Origin of the sequence: Shewanella gelidimarina (assembly GCF_023283945.1) — a bacterium.
GTDB classification, from domain to species: Bacteria; Pseudomonadota; Gammaproteobacteria; order Enterobacterales; family Shewanellaceae; genus Shewanella; species Shewanella gelidimarina.
In genome coordinates this window covers 298270-316777 of sequence record NZ_JAKIKW010000002.1, presented here as the reverse complement: position 1 = coordinate 316777, position 18508 = coordinate 298270, and the positions used below count along the sequence as shown (strand labels likewise).

The following is an 18508-nucleotide window of genomic DNA, read 5'->3' as shown; positions in this document are numbered from 1 at the left end:
CCAAATATTAAGTGATGTAACCTTTAAAAGGTTGCTATAGAGAATGTGTCGTCCTAACGAAAATAAAAAGAGAACTCAATGTCACAAAAGAAAGTGTGCTTTATTGGTGCTGGTAATATGGCCCGCAGTATCATTAGTGGTTTAATTAACAGTGGTTATGCCCCAGAGAGCATTACGGCTTCAAATCCAAGTCAACCAAAGCTAGATGCGCTTAACAAGGATTTCGGCATTAAGGTGACTAACGATAATGTTGGCGCTGCTGCGACGGCCGATGTCATCGTATTGGGTGTAAAGCCTCACTTAATGCAGCAGGTGGGCGAGCAATTAAGTGGCCTCGATCTTTCAACTAAATTAATTATTACTATTGCAGCAGGCGTAACAGCCAAGCGTTATAGTGACTTTTTCAAGCAAGAGATCAAATTAATACGCACTATGCCTAATACCCCAACTCAGATAGGTGTAGGCTTAACGGGTTTGTTTGCTGGCAATGATATCTCTGCCGACAACAAAAGCTTGTGCGAGTCGCTCATGGCAACCGGTGGCGAGGTTATTTGGGTAGACAAAGAAGATGATTTAAATCAGGTGATAGCATTAGCTGGAAGCTCACCGGCATACTTCTTTCTATTTTTAGAATCTATGGTTGCAAGCGCAGTAAAGGGAGGAATGCCGGAAGCTAGCGCGAGAGAAATGGCGCAACAAGCAGCATTAGGTGCTGCATTGATGGCCAAACAAAATCCCGACTTAAGTTTGGCGCAATTACGAGAGAATGTAACTTCAAAAGGTGGCACAACCGCGCAGGCTGTGGCAACGTTTGAAGAGGGAAATTTAAGAGCGCTAGTCGATAATGCAATGACAAATTGTATTGCGCGAGCTCAAGAGATGGCAAAACAGTATTAATTCCTTTTATTTAACGTAAAAAGTAGAGTAAACAAATGAATGCATTTAGTTTTCTAGTAAGTACAGTATTCGATTTATACCTGATGGTGGTCATTTTACGGCTCTGGCTACAATTCGCTCGGGCCGATTTTTATAACCCCTTTAGCCAGTTTATTGTTAAAGCCACTCACCCCATTGTTGGTCCACTAAGACGCGTGATCCCATCGTTCGGCAATTTTGATAGCGCATCATTTGTACTGGCTATCACGGTCGTCATCTTGAAATTTGTGTTGCTAACCTTAATGGCAGGCGCAGCGTTAGACGTACCTAGTATTTTACTTATCTCTTTAGTGTCGGTGTTTAAAGAAGCTGGTGTGTTGCTATTTTGGATGCTGATTCTACGGGCAATATTAAGCTGGGTAAGCCAGGGGCAAAATCCAATTGAGATGGTAATGAGCCAGCTTACGGAACCTCTATTGGCCCCTATACGCCGTATGCTGCCGCAAATGGGTGGATTAGATCTTTCATTACTAGTGATGATGGTAGTGCTTAATTTCCTCAATATCTTGCTCGCCCAATATGTACCATACTGGGCCAGCGTATAGTGGTAGCAGTAACGATGCAGCAGGGAAACCTGCTGCTTCAGCTTTATATCCAACCTAAAGCGAGTCGCGATCAAATTGTAGGGCTTCATGGTGAAGAGCTCAAAATAGCAATTACCGCACCTCCTGTTGACGGAAAAGCCAACGCGCACCTAACCAAGTACCTCTCTAAAGCATTCAAAGTGCCTAAGGGCGATATAACAATACTCAAAGGCCAGATGGGCCGACACAAGCAAGTTTTAATCCACTCTCCTAGGCTGATACCACCAGCAATACAAAACCTTTTGTAACCGTATACTTATAAGAAGTTTAAGGCGTTTATCACACTTAAGTTCTATACTAGTAGCAAAGCTATCACCTAAGGAAAGCCCATATGTTCCGCTCTCTAACAGCCATTTTATTGCTAAGTTTGTGCCTCATCAGTAGCGCATTTGCTGAGCAAAAACAAAAGGTCGGCAACTACGATATTCATTACGTAGCCCTAAGTAGCACCTTTTTAACACCCAGTATTGCCAAGTCTTACGGTATTAAGCGCAGTAGCTATACTGGGATCTTAAATATTTCGGTGTTAGATACGAGTGTAGGCGGTAACCCTGCGGTGCCCGTTGAAATTACCGGTATAGCCAATAACCTACTTGATGCACGTGTTGAGTTAAAATTTAGAGAGATACGTGAAGGCGACTCTATCTACTATATTGCAGAAGTCCCCTACCGAGATGATCAAGAGATCAACTTCAACATTGCCTTAAAACATGGCTCAAAACTCAATACTCAGCTTAAATTTAAGCAAAAGTTTTATGTAGAGTAACGTTAATATGAGGGTGCAAATGCCCTCATTATTTCAACGCCCATGCATACAGCTATAGCGCACCGCTACATTTTCTATACTTAAACGACTTCAACCTGCTCGTTTCAGCGTGTTCTTAGAACAAGACAAGAAGCAACATTTGTCTAAATACATTCTTGATAAAGACCACCACAGACCGTGGATATATCGTGAATGCTGCGGTCATTAACGGCCTAGAACGCGGTCATGTCTCTACATACTCAATCCTGCTGCTTGAAGTTATTTAGCTATATAACCTTGGGCAGTTTTAGTCATATCAGCATCGATAGCTTAATTTCTGGATTCTACCGATACCTTTATACCTTTTGCAACAGAGTCAATCTGTGGCAATGGCAAAATGGTCTTAGGGGCTGTTGATCTTTCGAGCTTAGTTTTTGTTCGATTATTTCCCGTAAAGAAGAATGATTTTAGTACAAGGCTTGAGCGATGATGCTTAAGCGTGTGAAATAAGCTCGTAACGCACGCTTGTAGTAAAAAATAAAAGTATTGAAACGATCCCGAAGGGCCGCGCTTCTTGGCTATTTTTACAGTGTTGTAGGCTATTTGTGGAGAATGACTAAACGACATAGACTCCGCCTTGTCAAAATAGCCAATAAACGGCGGCAAAAACAACCGTGAAAGATCTACAGCCCCTAGTATCACCACATATATAATGCAATTAATGGCTCGGTTCGCTATTATTGCCGCCATATTTTCAGACACCTTAAAGGTCTTCCATGAATCAAATCGTCCTTGCTAGTGGCAATAAAGGTAAGCTCAAAGAATTTTCAGAATTAATGGTTGATTACGGTGTAGAGATCCTCGCCCAAAGCGAGTTTAACGTCTCAGAAGTTGCAGAAACCGGCACCACTTTTGTTGAGAATGCGATCATTAAGGCACGCCATGCAGCAGAAATAACAGGCCATGCCGCTATCGCTGATGACTCTGGTTTAGAAGTTGATTTTCTACAAGGGGCACCTGGGATCTATTCAGCGCGTTATGCCGGTGAAGGTGCGAAAGATCAGCAAAATTACACCAAGTTACTTAACGCACTAGAAAACCAGTCACTGCGCGGCGCTCGCTTTCAATGTGTATTGGTCTATATGCGTCATGCAAAAGACCCGACACCCATTATTTGCCAAGCATCATGGGAAGGCACTATCGGCTTTGCTCCACAGGGTGAAAATGGCCATGGGTACGACCCTATTTTTATCCCCGCTGACCACCAATCTAGCGCCGCCGAGCTTAGCAGTGATGAGAAAAACCAGTTAAGCCATCGCGGTAAAGCGCTCGTTTTGCTTATTGCAGCGATGAAACAACAAGGTATCTTTAACTAATGTTAATCCTGCCACCATTAAGCCTATACATTCATATTCCTTGGTGTGTACAAAAATGCCCCTACTGTGATTTTAACTCTCATGGTCAGAATGGCGAGTTGCCACAAACTGAATATGTAGACGCGCTTATCGCCGACTTAAAACAAGATCTTCAGTATGTTCAAGGTCGACAGCTACACACTATTTTTATTGGTGGCGGCACGCCCTCTTTGTTTGATGCGGCGCAAATACAACGCCTTCTCGTTGAAGTTGATAAGCTGATTAAGTTTAAAGACAACATAGAGATCACTATGGAGGCTAACCCTGGCACCTTAGAGCATGATGATTTTATTGCCTACCGCAAAGCTGGGATCACGCGCTTGTCTATCGGGGTGCAGAGCTTTTCCAGCGACAAGCTGAATTTACTCGGGCGGATCCATGATAAGACAGAAGCTGAAGTTGCTGCACAAAAAGCAAAAGTATCGGGTTACCAAAGCTTTAATTTAGATCTAATGCATGGCCTACCGAACCAGAGCTTTGATGAGGCATTGGCCGATATTGAAACCGCTGCCGCATTGGCACCGCCACATCTATCTTGGTATCAACTGACTATAGAGCCCAATACGCTGTTTCATTCTAAGCCACCTCAACTGCCTGACGATGAAAAACTATGGCAGATTTACGAGCAAGGGCAAAAAAGGCTCGCAGAGCTTGGCTATATCCAATATGAAATATCTGCATATGCTAAAGAAGGCTTCCAATGTCAGCATAACCTTAACTACTGGCAGTTTGGCGACTACTTAGGCATAGGATGTGGCGCACACGGTAAAATTACTCAACCGAATGAAAATCAAATTTTGCGTACCGTTAAGATTAAGCACCCCAAAGGTTACCTTGCTGCAGATGATTACACCTCCGATGTCACTATCGTGGCAGAGGAAGACAGACCGCTTGAATACTTAATGAACCGTTTAAGGTTAATGACACCGATCCCTAAAGTTGAGTTTGAACAACGCACCGGATTAGATCGAAAAGTATTAACGGTTGGCATCGAGCAGGCTTGTGCTAAAGGATTGATGACCCAGAGCAGCGAATATTGGCAACTCACCCCCAAAGGCCATATGTTTGTGAATGACTTATTGTCACAATTCCTATAAGCCACTGAATATATTAGTTATAACTAAACAAAATAGTTTGATAGACACATTTTCTAACACTTAGATCAAAACATTAACTCTAGGCTTCTTTAGGATAACAATCATAATTCTAAGGAAGTCTAAAAATGCCCATAAAAACAAAAATAAGTTTCATTGCCCTGTCCCTTTCAGTTTGCTTAAGTTCCGCGGTATATGCAGCACCAACATCAATCAATTATGCAAGTCCAAGTGAACCCGTCGCTCAAAAAGCTAATAGTGAATCCGAAAAAGCCAATGCGCTGTTTGAAAGTATTTTCATGGAAAACGTATTAGCCAGCCCTATATCACAAACCTATTTAGGCATAAAAACAGATTACGATAAATGGGATGAAATGAGCGACGCAGCAACTGATGCTGACTTAGCGCGTACTAAAAAGCATTTAACCCAACTAAAAATGCTCAAAGTAGCTAAGCTTGATAGGCAGACAAAGCTTAGCTACCAGCTACTAACACAAAAGCTTGAGCAAGAGATAAAAGACGATCAATGGCGTTACCATAGTTACCCCGTCAATCAGATGTATGGTGGCCATTCACAGATAGCTTCCTTCCTCATAAACCAACATCAGATCAGCGATATAAAGGACGCTAAAGCCTATATTAGCCGCTTAAATGGCGTGTCAAAGCGTCTTGCTCAACTGCAAACCGCATTAGAAATACGTGCAGATAAAGGTATTATCGCGCCTAAATTTGTATTCCCGTATGTCATTTCCGATAGCAAAAACATCGTCAAAGGTGCACCTTTTGATGAAGGCCAAGACAGTGCTTTATGGGCTGACTTCAAGCGTAAAGTCAATGCGTTGTCGATTAGTTCTGCTGAACAACAACAGCTACTCTCTGCAGCAAAAAGGGCATTAGTCGGTGAGGTAAAACCGGCATACGACAAACTTATCAGTTACCTGGCTAAGCTTGAAACCAAAGCAGATACTCGCGATGGTGCTTGGAAATTACCTCAAGGTGAAACTTACTATAACAATGCTTTAGAGCGCACTACGACGACGCATATGAGTGCTAATGAGATTCATGAGTTGGGACTTTCTGAAGTCGCTCGAATTCAGAATGAAATGCGTGACATTATGAAAAAGGTTAATTTTGAAGGTAGCTTACAAGCATTCTTTACCTTCATGCGTGACGATCAACAATTCTATTATGCCGATACAGATCAAGGCCGTCAGGCTTACTTACAAGAAGCTATTTCACTCATTGATACCATGAGTAGCCGTCTTGATGAAGTGTTTAAAGTAAAACCTAAAGCACCAATGATCGTTAAGCAGGTCGAAGCATTTAGAGAAAAATCTGCCGGTAAAGCCTTCTATAACAATCCTTCACCAGACGGAAGTCGTCCGGGCACGTACTACGCTAACCTTTATGATATGAAGGCGATGCCAAAATACCAGATGGAAGCTCTCGCTTACCATGAGGGAACCCCTGGTCATCATATGCAGATAGCTATCGCTCAGGAGCTTGAGGGTGTGCCTAAGTTCCGTAAATATGGCGGCTATACAGCTTACATTGAAGGATGGGGCCTATACAGTGAGTACTTCCCTAAAGAGATGGGCATGTATGCAGATCCATATTCTGATTTTGGTCGACTAGCGATGGAACTCTGGCGCGCTTGTCGCCTCGTGGTTGATACAGGCATTCATGCTAAGAAGTGGTCACGTGAAGAGTCAATAAACTACTACGTGTCGAACACACCCAACGCCGAGTCTGACGCAGTTAAAATGGTCGAAAGGCATATTGTGATGCCATCACAAGCAACCGCCTATAAAGTCGGCATGCTGAAGTTACTTGAACTGAGAACCAAGGCGCAAACAGCGCTAGGCGATAAATTCGATATCAGAGATTTCCATACTGTAGTATTGCAAAATGGTCCAGTGCCACTTGATGTACTAGAAAGTGAAATCAACCTTTGGATAGAGCAGAGTAGCTAACACTAAGGGGTTACTGTGGTAAGCACAGTAATCTATTTCAATTAGGGGCTGTTGATCTTTCACGGTTGTTTTTGCCGCCGTTTATTGGCTATTTTGACAAGGTGGAGGCTATGTCGTTTAGTCATTCTCCACAAATAACCTACAACACAGTAAAAATAGCCAAGAAGCGCGGCCCTTCGGGTTCGTTTCAATGCTTTTAGTCTTTTACAACTAGAGTGCGTTACGAGCTTATTTAACACGCTTAAATATCATCGCTCAAGCCTTGTACTAAAATCATTATTCTTTACGGGAAAGAGTCGAACAAAAACTAAGCTCGAAAGATCAACAGCCCCTAGAAGCACGCATTAAAAAAGCCACTTATTATAGTGGCTTTTTTATGTCATCTAGTTTGATAAGCATTATCTAACGGCATTCAAACTTTCACTTATACTAGTCAACGGCATTAAATTGTAGGCTGCAGATATAATTGAACCGCTTAACAGAAAAATACCCCGGTAAAAGCCGGGGTAAACCAAAACTAGGATGATGGTTTGAAGGCTAGCATTGTTTTAGTTCTTACACTTCTGCCAGCATTGAATCAAAACTGCGTTAAGCTGATCTGTATAGCACAATAAAGAGGGGTCATTCTCAACTCTGCGATAGGACTCAAATCATTTTGAACCAACTGGCTCCAATTGTATTAAATTGAGAACAAACTGCAACCTAAACAGTAAAAACCAGCATTAGTAGGCACTAAATTGGCACAGACTAAACAATAACAAAAACCACCCAAGAAACTGATTTAAATAACTTTATAGACCTTTATATCTAACAAGAAAAAACATTGTTCAAAATATAAAACAATGTTTCCTATATTTACTTACGTTTTGCATACAATTCTTTATATGGGTCATCCCAATAAGGCGGGCTACCAATATGATCTTTAATGAAATCGATGAATGCGCTGACCTTTGGAGCTAGGTGTTTACGTCTTGGATATACAGCTTGTAAAGGCAGATGATTGGTCAATTGCCACTCATCAAGTAATGGCACTAACGTGCCCTGAGCAATTTCATCCTCCAATAAATAACTGGCAAGATAAACCACACCTAAGCCACTCACTGCTGCTGTTTTTAGCGCAGGTGCATTATCGACTCTAAAGTTACCCGATACGCCAATCTCACAATAATCATCGCCTTGCTTAAACTGCCATACACTATGTTCATGCCACTCACCTTGATAAACAAGGCAGTTGTGATCGACCAGCTGTTCTGGCCGGTTTGGCGTACCATGTTGCTCAATATATGAAGGGGATGCTGCCAGTAAGAACTGACATTTCATCAGTGGTCTTGCAACCATGCCAAGAGGTAACTGCTCTGACATCGTCAGTAATAGATCTAAGCCTTCACTAACAACATCGACCTTGTGGTCGAGCAAGCTGACTTGCAGTTCAAGCTCCGGGTGTCTTGCCATAAATTCTGGTAAAGCAGGAATAATATGCATAGTACCAAAAGATTGTGAGATACCCACCTTCAAGACACCACGAGTAGCATCATTTAGGTTATGTACACTGGCAACAGCCTGATCTGCATCTCTTAACAGCTCTTCACCTTGCACATAGAGCAAATGACCGGCTTCAGTCAAACTTAAACTACGAGTGGTACGCTGAATGAGTTGGACACCAAGCTTATGCTCAAGATCTGCAACCTGAGTACTTACTTTTGACTTAGATATTCCTAACTTTCGTGCCGCAGCGCTAAAACTGCCCGCTCGAGCTACATGAGTAAAAATTGCGATTGGTTCTAAAAGTTCTAACATGTAAATCGCCTTAAGGTGTTTACGAGAGTAATAGTACTTCCATCGCTAAGATAAGCCACCAAGGCCAACAATACCTTATAGAGCAATACCTTAAGAGAATATATGTACGCTAGCGTAGAGTGATTATTATTCAACCAAAAAGAGGTTTTTGTTTTTATTTTTAGAAGTATACCAAAAAAAACTTAGAACTCATCATATATGTACTTTTGTACTAGCATTTGGTGAGCAGGCATACAGAACAATAGGATAGGGTTAGATAAGAGGATACAGAGTCAGTTTGGCTTGTTGCTATCGATTTAAAGCACGATCAGTTAATACGCTAACATAGGATGAAAACGAAAACCCCTGCACAAAGGTGGGATGCAGGGGTTGTTGCAATTTAGCTCTGCAACACAAGAACTATTTTTCCAAGGAGTCTTGAATCTAAAAATAACGATTAATGTTTACTCACGCATTTCTTTGCTTGCCGTCGCTATCAAAGAGTACTTTGCTAATTCTGGTATTTGAGTGTGTAGCTCTTTCTCTAATACCACTAAAGACTTAAACCTTTTACAGAGCTTTTCACCACGAATTTCAAGATCTTGTGCTTGTCCTTCCATTTGCAGCTCTATGTCATCGCCGATTGATTCCATTTTGGTTGAAAATGACTCCATTTTCTGCTCAAACGAACCGCCTTCACCCGACATCATTTCGCTTCCTAGCGTCATTACCATAGTGCCGATAGAGTTTTGCGCTAACTGCTCCATCTCTTGGTCAAACTCTTCTCCAAAGGCATTTTCAAGCGAAGACTCGGTTGCACCAAGGTAAAATTTGTCACCATGCTGATAAGCCACATTTTCAATTCGCTGTTGCAAACCATCCATCATTTCATCAATCTTAGCGCCCGTAGCATCACCTAACAGAGGCGTCAATGCCATACTCACCGCTGTCGAAGCCATTGCTACGGCATCATTAACAAGCTCGATAACCTCAGGAACTTGAGCAGAAACCTCTTCGGCGTATTGATTTACCAGTGCTTGTTGCTGTTTGTTAAGCGGTACTTGTTCACCATTGACAAAAAGCTTATTCATTTCAATTCTGTACTGTTCTTTACCGACTTCACTTACGGTCAATTTTTTCGGCTCAACGGTAACATCGTAATTTAACGATACTTCACATTCATTATTAAAGTGCTTATCTGAATCTTCATTCGCATTAACTATTTGCACACTAGAGGCTGACAGTAGTACAGCGGATACACCAACAGAGGTAAGTAGTCTTTTCATTGCTTTAGTCCTTTATCGCTTTGTTAATATCATGTTATATAGACTAGATAATGCACGTAGTATGCCAAAGACAATAAGTCATTGTTATGAAAGGACTAGTAAATTTAATATTGTGGTTTTGTTGATAATAGGATAGGAAGAATTAGCCAATACTACGAACTATTGGCTAAATATTACATTAGCAGATGAGTAAAGCAGGAAATTAAAAAATTGAACGACCAAGCGTTTGACAAAGTGTCTCTAGCGCGGCAGTTCCAGCAAGAGAGTTACCATTAGCATCGAGTTCCGGTGACCATACACAAACTGACATATCCCCCGGAATAACGGCAATAATACCTCCACCGACGCCACTTTTTCCTGGCATACCAACGCGATAAGCAAACTCACCTGCGCCGTCATATAAACCAGAGGTGGCTAACAAAGCATTTAACTGCCGAGTTTGCACCGGTGTGATCAGTTGTTTTCCAGCGAGATTCTTACCTCGGTTAGCGAGGTATAACATTGCTTTAGACAGATCTGCACAACTCATTCTCAAAGAGCAATAATGAAAATAACTCTTAAGAACGGTATTAACGTCATTATTGAAGTTACCGAACGACTTCATCAAATAAGCGATAGCAGCATTACGCGCACTGTGTTGATATTCAGAATTCGCAACGACTTTGTCGTAACCCACTCTAGGGTTGTCACTTAGCTCACGTACAATTTCTAACATTCGCTGCTTTGGCGCTCCTAACCGACCTTGCAACAGGTCAGCAATGACCAAGGCACCCGCATTAATAAATGGGTTTCTCGGTAGCCCTTTTTCTAACTCAACTTGCACTAGAGAATTAAAAGATTGCCCTGATGGCTCTTTACCAACACGTGACCAAATTTCAGGCTCTTCGTAGTGCATTAACGCCAGTGTTAAGCTAAATACTTTTGAAATACTTTGAATTGAAAAGGGCTCGAGATAATCCCCAGCCCCTATCGTGACACCATCTCTGGTGGTCACGGCTATACCCAGTTTATTAGCATTTACCTCAGCAAGAGCAGGAATGTAATCTGCAACTTTACCCTTACCTAAAAGAGGTCGTACTTTCTCCACGACCTCCTCAAGTAATGCCAATTCAGGCATTAGCTCCACCAAATATCGTATAGCTCACCGATTTCGACATCAGCAACAGGTTGGCCTTCGAAGAAGGTTTTAACTGCAGCTCGGTCTTCATCTGTACATTTACCGATATCTTGAGTAGCAATAATACCTTCCCACTCTTTATGTCCGCCGCCATGGAACCCAAGATCTCTAGGTTCAATAATGGTCTCGATGAACAGATCAACGATTGAATCAATCTGCTCTTCTGTTACAGACTCATTGAAAGTCCAATTGGTATCGAATCCAAACTCTTGAAACTCATCAACGCGTAACTTTTTACGTAAACGACGACTGCGATTAGCTGCCATGGTGGAACTCCTCAATGGTGATAAACAAAAACTAAATTAACGAACTATATAACGCTTAGACACGCTCAAACATAAGGTCCCAAACGCCATGACCTAAGCGATGACCACGTGCTTCGAACTTTGTTAGCGGACGATGTTCAGGACGCTCAACAACATCACCTGTCACCGATTGGTTTTTATAACCTGGCGCACTGTTCATGACTTCTAACATGTGCTCGCTGTAGTTTTCCCAATCTGTCGCCAGATGGAACACGCCACCCACTTTAAGTTTGTTGCGGATAAGCTCAGCAAAAGGTGCCTGTACTATTCTACGCTTATGGTGACGTGTTTTGTGCCACGGATCAGGGAAGAATAACTGCAACCTTGCCAAACTTGCATCGGCAAGGCTGTTTTCTAACACTTCAAGTGCATCATGATGATACACGCGCAGGTTAGTCACCCCAGCTTCTGCCGCGACAGATAAACAGGCGCCAACACCCGGCTTATGGACTTCAATACCGATAAAGTTTAACTCTGGAGCCGCTTTAGCCATTTCAACTAATGAAGCGCCCATACCGAAACCGATCTCAAGCACGGTGTCAGCTTCACGACCAAAAACCTCGACTAAATCGATAGGTTCAGGCGTATAATCTAGGCCCATTGCTGGCCATTGTTGCTCCAACGCTTGTGCTTGCCCTTTTGTAAGGCGGCCTTCTCTTAATACAAAGCTTCTTACTTTGCGAAGGTATTTACCTTCTTCATTGAATTCAGCGGTTGTTACTTCGCTCATTTTCGCCCTCGCTTAAGATAGCTATTAATTTTAAAAGAAAGGCATTATCCAAAGTTAGACCTTTAGCGCAAGCCTTATTGACGCAAAATTATACCCATTATTTCAGTTTGTGCGAGTTACAGAGCTACTTTTACAAAAAATACTCGATTAACGGCTCAATCTAGCGCTATTTCGCCTGGTTCCCTCACGTTGAAAGCAAAACGGGCTCCCTCATCAATGAACAACTGCAACTTGTTTAAATTACTACTGGTGGTTACACTGCGCCGATGAAAACTACCCCACTCTTTTCAGACCGAATTATTAGTTGGTACGATGTCCATGGTCGTAAGCAACTCCCCTGGCAACAAAGTAAAACCCCATATAAAGTATGGATATCAGAGATTATGTTGCAGCAGACTCAAGTTGCCACGGTTATTCCTTACTTTGAAAAATTTATCGATCGCTTCCCAAACATCGACACTTTAGCCGCTGCAGAGCAAGATGAAGTGCTGCATCACTGGACTGGCTTAGGTTATTACGCCAGAGCACGTAACCTTCATAAAGCCGCCCAACAAATAGTTGAGCAACATCAAGGTATTTTCCCCGTCGACTTTGATGATGTACTGGCATTGCCTGGTATAGGTCGCTCTACAGCCGGGGCTGTTCTGTCTTTATCGCTTGGATTAAATCATCCTATCCTTGATGGCAACGTAAAACGTGTGCTTGCAAGGCATGGCATTATCGAAGGTTGGCCAGGTAAAAAACCGGTAGAAGATAAACTTTGGCTGCTTACGCAACAATTAACGCCAAACGTAGATATTCAAAAGTATAATCAAGCAATGATGGATATCGGCGCAACGGTATGCACTCGATCTAAACCCAATTGCCCTGCTTGCCCCGTTGCTATTGACTGCCAAGCTCAACTATCAGGCCGCCAGCTGGAATATCCAGGTAAGAAGCCTAAAAAAGTTATTCCGGTAAAAGCTGCATGGCTACTGGTATTAGAGCAGCAAAATAATGTTCATTTGCAAAAACGCCCACCGAGTGGCATTTGGGGCGGGCTTTGGTGTTTTGCTCAATTTGCAACTAAAGAAGAATTAGACGAGCACCTAAGCAATCAAGCGTACGATATTAGTCATCGCGAGGATTTGGTTGGCTTTAGACACACATTTAGCCATTTCCACCTCGATATTCAACCCGTTTTAGTATCAATAAACAAGATTAGCGATAACCAGATCATGGAACAAGACTCCTCTGTCTGGTATAACTTACCTCATCCACCTAAAGTTGGTTTAGCCTCAGCGACTGAGCGGATTCTAGCGAGTTTAGGTTCTGTATTAAATAAGGAGTAATCATGGCTCGCACAGTAAATTGCGTATATTTTAAAAAAGAAGCTGAAGGCTTAGGATTTCAGCTTTACCCTGGTGATTTAGGCAAGCGTATTTTCGACAATGTGGGGAAAGAGGCATGGGCGCTTTGGCAGTCAAAGCAAACGATGCTTATCAATGAAAAGAAACTCAACATGATGAATGTCGATGACCGAAAATTCCTAGAAGTGCAGATGGTGAACTTTCTGTTTGAAGGAAAAGATGTCGAAATCGAAGGCTTTGTTCCTCAAAAAGATGACGAATAACACATATTAAAAAAGCGCCGAAAGGCGCTTTTTTTATGGTTTACAACGTAACAATACGATTACTTACGCATACCTTCAACTACCAGGTTTAAGCTAACGTGAGAAGATGCAGGACCTAAATCCATTTTAATGTCGTAATCTTTTAGCGCAAATTCAGTGCTTCCAGTAAATCCAGCACGATACCCGCCCCAAGGGTCACTTCCCTCTCCAATCGCTTTTGCATCTATTGCTAATGGTTTAGTCACACCGTTTAAGGTGAAATTACCCTTTAGTACAAAGTTACCATCACCTTTATCATCAACCGAAGTAGATTCAAACGTCGCAGTAGGAAATTTTGCAGTATTTAAAAAGTCCGGGCTGCGTAAATGCTTATCACGTTCAGCGTGGTTTGAATCGATGCTGGTGGTATTAATGGTGACATTGACTTTTGAATCCGCAATCTTGCTTTGATCAAATGAGAAGTCCCCTTCAAAAGTATTAAAACGACCTGCTACGAAACTATAACCCAGATGGCTTACCCTAAATTCTATAGAGGCATGAGCACCTTCGGTGTCGATGACATAATCAGCTGCTTGTGCCGTACTCGCCATCATCAACGTTGTTGCCAATGCCGTAGCCAATAAACCCTTTTTCATTGTTATTTTCTCCATATAAAAATTAGTCATGTTTAATTTTGATTATTCTGAGTAGTGTTGAATCTTTATCAATAAAGTGATGTTTCAATGCACCGAGTGCATGGATCAGTACTAAACCGATTAAACTGTATGCTGCATATTGGTGGATCATGCCGGCGATATCGGCTTGGTCTTCAATAAATGCCCCAAGGCTGGGTATTTCAAACCAATTAAATACCCATATACCTCGATCGTCAGCGGTAGAAATTAAGAAACCGCTAACCATAATGACAAGCAGAAGCAGGTATAAAACACGATGCGTCATATGGCCTGCACTTCTCTCCCATCTTTTATGACTGGCTAAACTCGTTGGATTAGGGGTGAAAATTCGCCACAATATTCTGCTAAGCGTCAGCAATAACAATATTAGCCCAACGCTTTTGTGTAGATGTGGCGCCGTTTTGTACCATTCACTGTAATAAGTTAAATCAACCATCCAAAAACCAACGGCAAATAGGCCTATAACAGCTAAAGCGGAAAGCCAATGAAAAAAGATAGCGACTAGGCCGTAAGACTTTTTTGTATTTAAGAGCATTACGCCCCCTGAATTCATAAGATGAAATCATCATACATTCTATTTTAGGATATAAAATCAGCAAATATTGACCTTTACATTCTATTCTTTCGAACGGTACTGCTTTTAACGGCATACATAAGCCTCACTATGCTGTGAGGTTTACGTTACTAGCGAATATTAACCATACATAATGTGCCTTCCGCCACACCGTCAGGAATGCAGCTATTGTTCTTTTATTTAGAACTGCACACAAACTAAGCGAACAGTCACGCTAATAACAAAAAGCCCTTGCAGGATAAATCTCTGCGCTATAATATACGCGCACTCCAAACGATACAGGCTTTCAAAGCTTAGTTTGAAGTAACAAATCTAACACATATATTTATATAGCTTAGTTGCCCGAATAGCTCAGTCGGTAGAGCAGAGGATTGAAAATCCTCGTGTCCCTGGTTCGATTCCGGGTTCGGGCACCAACATTTTATAATGAGTTTTTCGGTGTAAAGAGATAACTTATTAGCAGGATAAGCCGGCATAGCTCAGTTGGTAGAGCAACTGACTTGTAATCAGTAGGTCCCGAGTTCGACTCTTGGTGCCGGCACCATACAAACAAAAAAGCCACTCATTAGAGTGGCTTTTTTGTTTTTTAACTTTAGCTTTCTAAACGTTTATATTCTAAGCCTGTCCCGCCCTCTGATAAGTTAGCACTGTAGACGCTGATCCATCCAACCTTCAAGTACCACCAGCATAAGCATGCGCAGGCTGATGACAACAACGCATTGAATCTCTCTCCTCCACTGCTCTTTCAATTAGTCGTGATATACAAGTAGAAAAAGGCTAACTCACCTATAAACAAGCTCAAGACCACCACTGCATTGTTTTTCTAGACTAATTAATCAGCAAAATAAGAGCTTATAGTGATATTTTTAACTGTACGGCTATTTGTTAGGCAGTTATCGAAAAAAGCACTTGCGTGATTTAAAGCATCGCTATAATATACGCGCACTCCAAACGAGACAGGCTTTCAAAGCTTAGTTTGAAGTAACAAATCTAACGCTTATATTTATATAGCTTAGTTGCCCGAATAGCTCAGTCGGTAGAGCAGAGGATTGAAAATCCTCGTGTCCCTGGTTCGATTCCGGGTTCGGGCACCAACATTTTATAATGAGTTTTTCTGTCTAAAGAGATAACTTATTAGCAAGATAAGCCGGCATAGCTCAGTTGGTAGAGCAACTGACTTGTAATCAGTAGGTCCCGAGTTCGACTCTTGGTGCCGGCACCATAAAAACAAAAAAGCCACTCATTAGAGTGGCTTTTTTGTATCTGACGATTATCAGCTCAGTAACCATTATTGACGCGCCTTATAACGACTGCAGACACTGCAAATTAGATTTTACTGCCTAGCCCCTCAATTAGGTTCAACTTCCACAGCACAACCTGCTCTCAACGCTAATATTAAACATTATTGATATGGGTATATCCAAGCCCGTTGGACATTCAGGATTAAGTGGAAGTTTAATCTGCTGTAGGCAAGAACAATAGCATCCCCCTACAGCACTGACATTCACGCCATCGATGAAGATAGCTAACCTGAACTCGGGATAATGAGTGTTTAAATGTTTTGAAGTATCTTTTAAAAAAGATCTGCTTAATAATTTTGTATTTCTCATATATCTGACAGTTTTGCTCGATGCCAAAATTATTGTCTATATCAAGGCGAGGTTTCGTACGTAATAGCGGGCGATGACTAGAAAGCTCAACACCGATAGGGGCGATAATAGGGGTATTGAGCTGCACTGCTTATCCCGAGTTCAGGTTAACTAGGGTTGGTTAATGGTTACTTCCTTGGAAAAAGCAATAACGCACAATACAGTGCACTCTCGTTCCCCAGCATAAACCATCTTAAAAATAACCTGTGACAAAAATCTTTGCGCAAGCACGCTTCGTTGTTAAATTCTTTTTTGAAACGAATGTTGCAACAGAGTCTTGCAAAGGGATCTGCATTCCTACATCCACACGTCGAGTGTTGAACTTGTACAATGCCTCTTTTCCCCGTCGTTTAGATATGACGGCACTTGCCTATGTTACAAAAACAAAAAGGGAGCCAATGGCTCCCTTAAGATTAGTGGCTTTTAACAAACATATTTACCAGCTACGCATCTTATGACCCTTTAGGGCATAGAACAGAATAAAGAGGTAGCAAGGTAAGCATACCCAATAAGCGAGCTGCGTATTCTCAGCAAAGTGAGCGACCTTACCAAATATCAAAGGTAGAATGGCTCCACCTGAAATGCCCATAATCAACAACGCTGAACCTTGCGCGGTGAACTTACCTAAGCCTTCAAGTGCTAAAGGCCAGATTGACGGCCAAACTAACGCATGAGCCAGTCCCATCATAGCCACGAAAGTAACAGTATTAGGAATAACGGGGATCCCGCTCCAGCCCCATAAAACATCGGCAATCGCGGTACTTTCTGCTGAGCTCGTTGTCACGCCAATGATGCATAAGATACCGGCAATCGCCGAACCTAATAACGCTTTTTCCTGACTAATGAACCTGGGTATACAAGTGACGCCTATAATATAACCCAATACCATAAAGACCATGGTATAAGAGGTTAAAGACGCGAAGTTATTCACCCCCAAACTTGCCCCGTACAAACCAATGGTATCGCCCGCAATGACCTCAACACCCACATAAGCGAAAAGAGCTAAAGCACCTAATATCACTTGTGGAAAGTGAGTAATACTGCCTTTACTTTGATGCTCTTCAGCTGCTTCAAATTCTAATTCAGGTAACGATGAGAACTTAACTAAGCCTATTAGAAAAGTCAGTGCCACTGCCATATAAATATAGGGTGTTATCAATCTTGATGAGAGTTCGTTAATTTGCGCGGTACGTTCAACTTCGGTTAACGCCGCTAAATGATCTGCGGTAAAGTTTTCAAAACCAGACAAAACCAATGCCGTAAACAACAGCGGCACGATGACCCCTGCCCCTTTGTTAATCAAGCCCATGATGCTAATACGCATCGCAGCACTTTCTTTAGGACCAATAAGCACCACATAAGGGTTAGAAGCAGTTTGCAAGATAGTTAAGCCAGTACCTAGTACAAACAATGCGCCTAAAAACAGCATAAAGTTCGCACTCTGCGCCGCAGGAATAAACAACAGTGAACCAACGGCCATGATAGCGAGGCCAATAGCCATCGCATTTTTATAACCCGTTTTTTTAAGTATCGACGACATAGGTAATGCCATCACTGTGTAGGCAATATAGAACGCAAACGTCACAAACAACGCTTGAAATTCATTTAGCTCACAAATAATTTTAAGGAATGGGATCAAAGAGCCGTTAAGCCATGTCACAAATCCGAAGATAAAAAAGAGCACACCTATAATGAACATAGGCAGAATACTGCTCTGAGGGCTGGCTTGGGCCTGAGTCGATGCTGTCATTTATTTAACCTGCTTCTTATTGTAATTAAATTGATGATAACAGTGTGACTTGTTATCCCATCCTTCATTATATTGACTTGCCAACAACAGATTTATATCTGCTTTTAGTGTCTAGTATTGGCTTTTGTTTCATTGATGTTAAAACATTGCGACCAAAAAGACAACGCTGTCATTTGTATCCTTTACCGATTTATATCGATAGAGCCACACAGCACTATCAACGACGCT

The 18508-nt window shown here is 42.0% G+C and carries 17 protein-coding genes and 4 tRNA genes; 13 read left to right on the top strand and 8 right to left on the bottom strand.

Features of this window, described 5'->3' with window-relative positions; all coding sequences use genetic code 11:
• Positions 1-78: 78 nt before the first annotated feature.
• From proC to L2729_RS03260, 7 genes are all read left to right on the top strand, one after another.
• Positions 79-897 carry a pyrroline-5-carboxylate reductase gene (proC, locus tag L2729_RS03290; RefSeq protein WP_248986959.1) on the top strand — a complete coding sequence of 273 codons (819 nt, stop codon included), beginning with the start codon at positions 79-81 and terminating at the stop codon, positions 895-897.
• Between the two features lie 35 nt (positions 898-932).
• Positions 933-1481 (top strand): YggT family protein, encoded by a 549-nt coding sequence (locus L2729_RS03285; protein WP_248986958.1) that lies wholly within the window; start codon positions 933-935, stop codon positions 1479-1481.
• Positions 1481-1768, top strand: a complete 288-nt coding sequence (gene yggU / locus L2729_RS03280) for a DUF167 family protein YggU (protein WP_248986957.1) — start codon at positions 1481-1483, stop codon at positions 1766-1768. Before L2729_RS03285 ends, yggU begins: the two co-directional genes overlap by 1 nt.
• Before the next feature lie 83 nt (positions 1769-1851).
• A complete protein-coding gene (locus tag L2729_RS03275; RefSeq protein WP_248986956.1) occupies positions 1852-2286 on the top strand; it encodes a DUF4426 domain-containing protein in 435 nt (144 codons plus the stop codon).
• 755 nt (positions 2287-3041) lie between these two features.
• The gene (rdgB, locus tag L2729_RS03270; protein WP_248986955.1) at positions 3042-3641 is read left to right on the top strand and encodes an RdgB/HAM1 family non-canonical purine NTP pyrophosphatase; all 600 of its coding nucleotides are present in this window, start codon (positions 3042-3044) and stop codon (positions 3639-3641) included.
• Positions 3641-4777 carry a radical SAM family heme chaperone HemW gene (gene hemW, locus L2729_RS03265; protein ID WP_248986954.1) on the top strand — a complete coding sequence of 379 codons (1137 nt, stop codon included), beginning with the start codon at positions 3641-3643 and terminating at the stop codon, positions 4775-4777. The genes rdgB and hemW overlap by 1 nt, the downstream gene beginning before the upstream one ends.
• A 125-nt stretch (positions 4778-4902) precedes the next feature.
• Positions 4903-6747 carry a DUF885 domain-containing protein gene (locus L2729_RS03260; RefSeq protein ID WP_248986953.1) on the top strand — a complete coding sequence of 615 codons (1845 nt, stop codon included), beginning with the start codon at positions 4903-4905 and terminating at the stop codon, positions 6745-6747.
• Positions 6748-7602: 855 nt separating this feature from the next.
• Here L2729_RS03260 and L2729_RS03255 read toward each other — a convergent pair.
• From L2729_RS03255 to trmB, 5 genes are all read right to left on the bottom strand, one after another.
• Positions 7603-8544, bottom strand: a complete 942-nt coding sequence (locus L2729_RS03255) for a LysR family transcriptional regulator (RefSeq protein ID WP_248986952.1) — start codon at positions 8542-8544, stop codon at positions 7603-7605.
• Positions 8545-8987: 443 nt separating this feature from the next.
• On the bottom strand, positions 8988-9809 hold the full coding sequence (locus L2729_RS03250; protein ID WP_248986951.1) for a YggN family protein: 822 nt from the start codon (positions 9807-9809) through the stop codon (positions 8988-8990).
• A 202-nt stretch (positions 9810-10011) separates the two neighbouring features.
• The gene (gene glsB, locus L2729_RS03245) at positions 10012-10926 is read right to left on the bottom strand and encodes a glutaminase B (RefSeq protein ID WP_248986950.1); all 915 of its coding nucleotides are present in this window, start codon (positions 10924-10926) and stop codon (positions 10012-10014) included.
• The gene (locus L2729_RS03240; protein ID WP_248986949.1) at positions 10926-11252 is read right to left on the bottom strand and encodes a 50S ribosome-binding protein YggL; all 327 of its coding nucleotides are present in this window, start codon (positions 11250-11252) and stop codon (positions 10926-10928) included. The genes glsB and L2729_RS03240 overlap by 1 nt, the downstream gene beginning before the upstream one ends.
• A gap of 55 nt (positions 11253-11307) precedes the next feature.
• Positions 11308-12021, bottom strand: a complete 714-nt coding sequence (gene trmB / locus L2729_RS03235) for a tRNA (guanosine(46)-N7)-methyltransferase TrmB (RefSeq protein ID WP_248986948.1) — start codon at positions 12019-12021, stop codon at positions 11308-11310.
• A 266-nt stretch (positions 12022-12287) separates the two neighbouring features.
• Here trmB and mutY point away from each other — a divergent pair, with 266 nt between their 5' ends.
• Together mutY and L2729_RS03225 are read left to right on the top strand one after the other, a co-directional pair.
• Positions 12288-13352, top strand: coding sequence for an A/G-specific adenine glycosylase (gene mutY / locus L2729_RS03230; protein WP_248986947.1), 1065 nt, complete (start codon positions 12288-12290; stop codon positions 13350-13352).
• 2 nt (positions 13353-13354) lie between these two features.
• A complete protein-coding gene (locus tag L2729_RS03225; protein ID WP_248986946.1) occupies positions 13355-13633 on the top strand; it encodes an oxidative damage protection protein in 279 nt (92 codons plus the stop codon).
• Positions 13634-13692: 59 nt separating this feature from the next.
• Here L2729_RS03225 and L2729_RS03220 read toward each other — a convergent pair whose 3' ends face one another.
• Together L2729_RS03220 and L2729_RS03215 are read right to left on the bottom strand one after the other, a co-directional pair.
• Positions 13693-14268 carry a YceI family protein gene (locus tag L2729_RS03220; RefSeq protein WP_248986945.1) on the bottom strand — a complete coding sequence of 192 codons (576 nt, stop codon included), beginning with the start codon at positions 14266-14268 and terminating at the stop codon, positions 13693-13695.
• A 22-nt stretch (positions 14269-14290) separates the two neighbouring features.
• Positions 14291-14842 carry a cytochrome b gene (locus L2729_RS03215; RefSeq protein WP_248986944.1) on the bottom strand — a complete coding sequence of 184 codons (552 nt, stop codon included), beginning with the start codon at positions 14840-14842 and terminating at the stop codon, positions 14291-14293.
• A gap of 379 nt (positions 14843-15221) precedes the next feature.
• Between L2729_RS03215 and L2729_RS03210 the strand changes: the two genes are divergently transcribed.
• From L2729_RS03210 to L2729_RS03195, 4 genes are all read left to right on the top strand, one after another.
• Positions 15222-15297: transfer RNA gene (locus L2729_RS03210), tRNA-Phe, on the top strand.
• Between the two features lie 52 nt (positions 15298-15349).
• Positions 15350-15425 (top strand) — tRNA-Thr (locus L2729_RS03205).
• A 474-nt stretch (positions 15426-15899) separates the two neighbouring features.
• Positions 15900-15975, top strand: a tRNA-Phe gene (locus tag L2729_RS03200).
• 52 nt (positions 15976-16027) lie between these two features.
• A tRNA-Thr gene (locus L2729_RS03195) sits at positions 16028-16103 on the top strand.
• 863 nt (positions 16104-16966) lie between these two features.
• Here L2729_RS03195 and L2729_RS03190 read toward each other — a convergent pair.
• On the bottom strand, positions 16967-18280 hold the full coding sequence (locus L2729_RS03190; protein WP_248986943.1) for a sugar MFS transporter: 1314 nt from the start codon (positions 18278-18280) through the stop codon (positions 16967-16969).
• Positions 18281-18508: the final 228 nt, after the last annotated feature.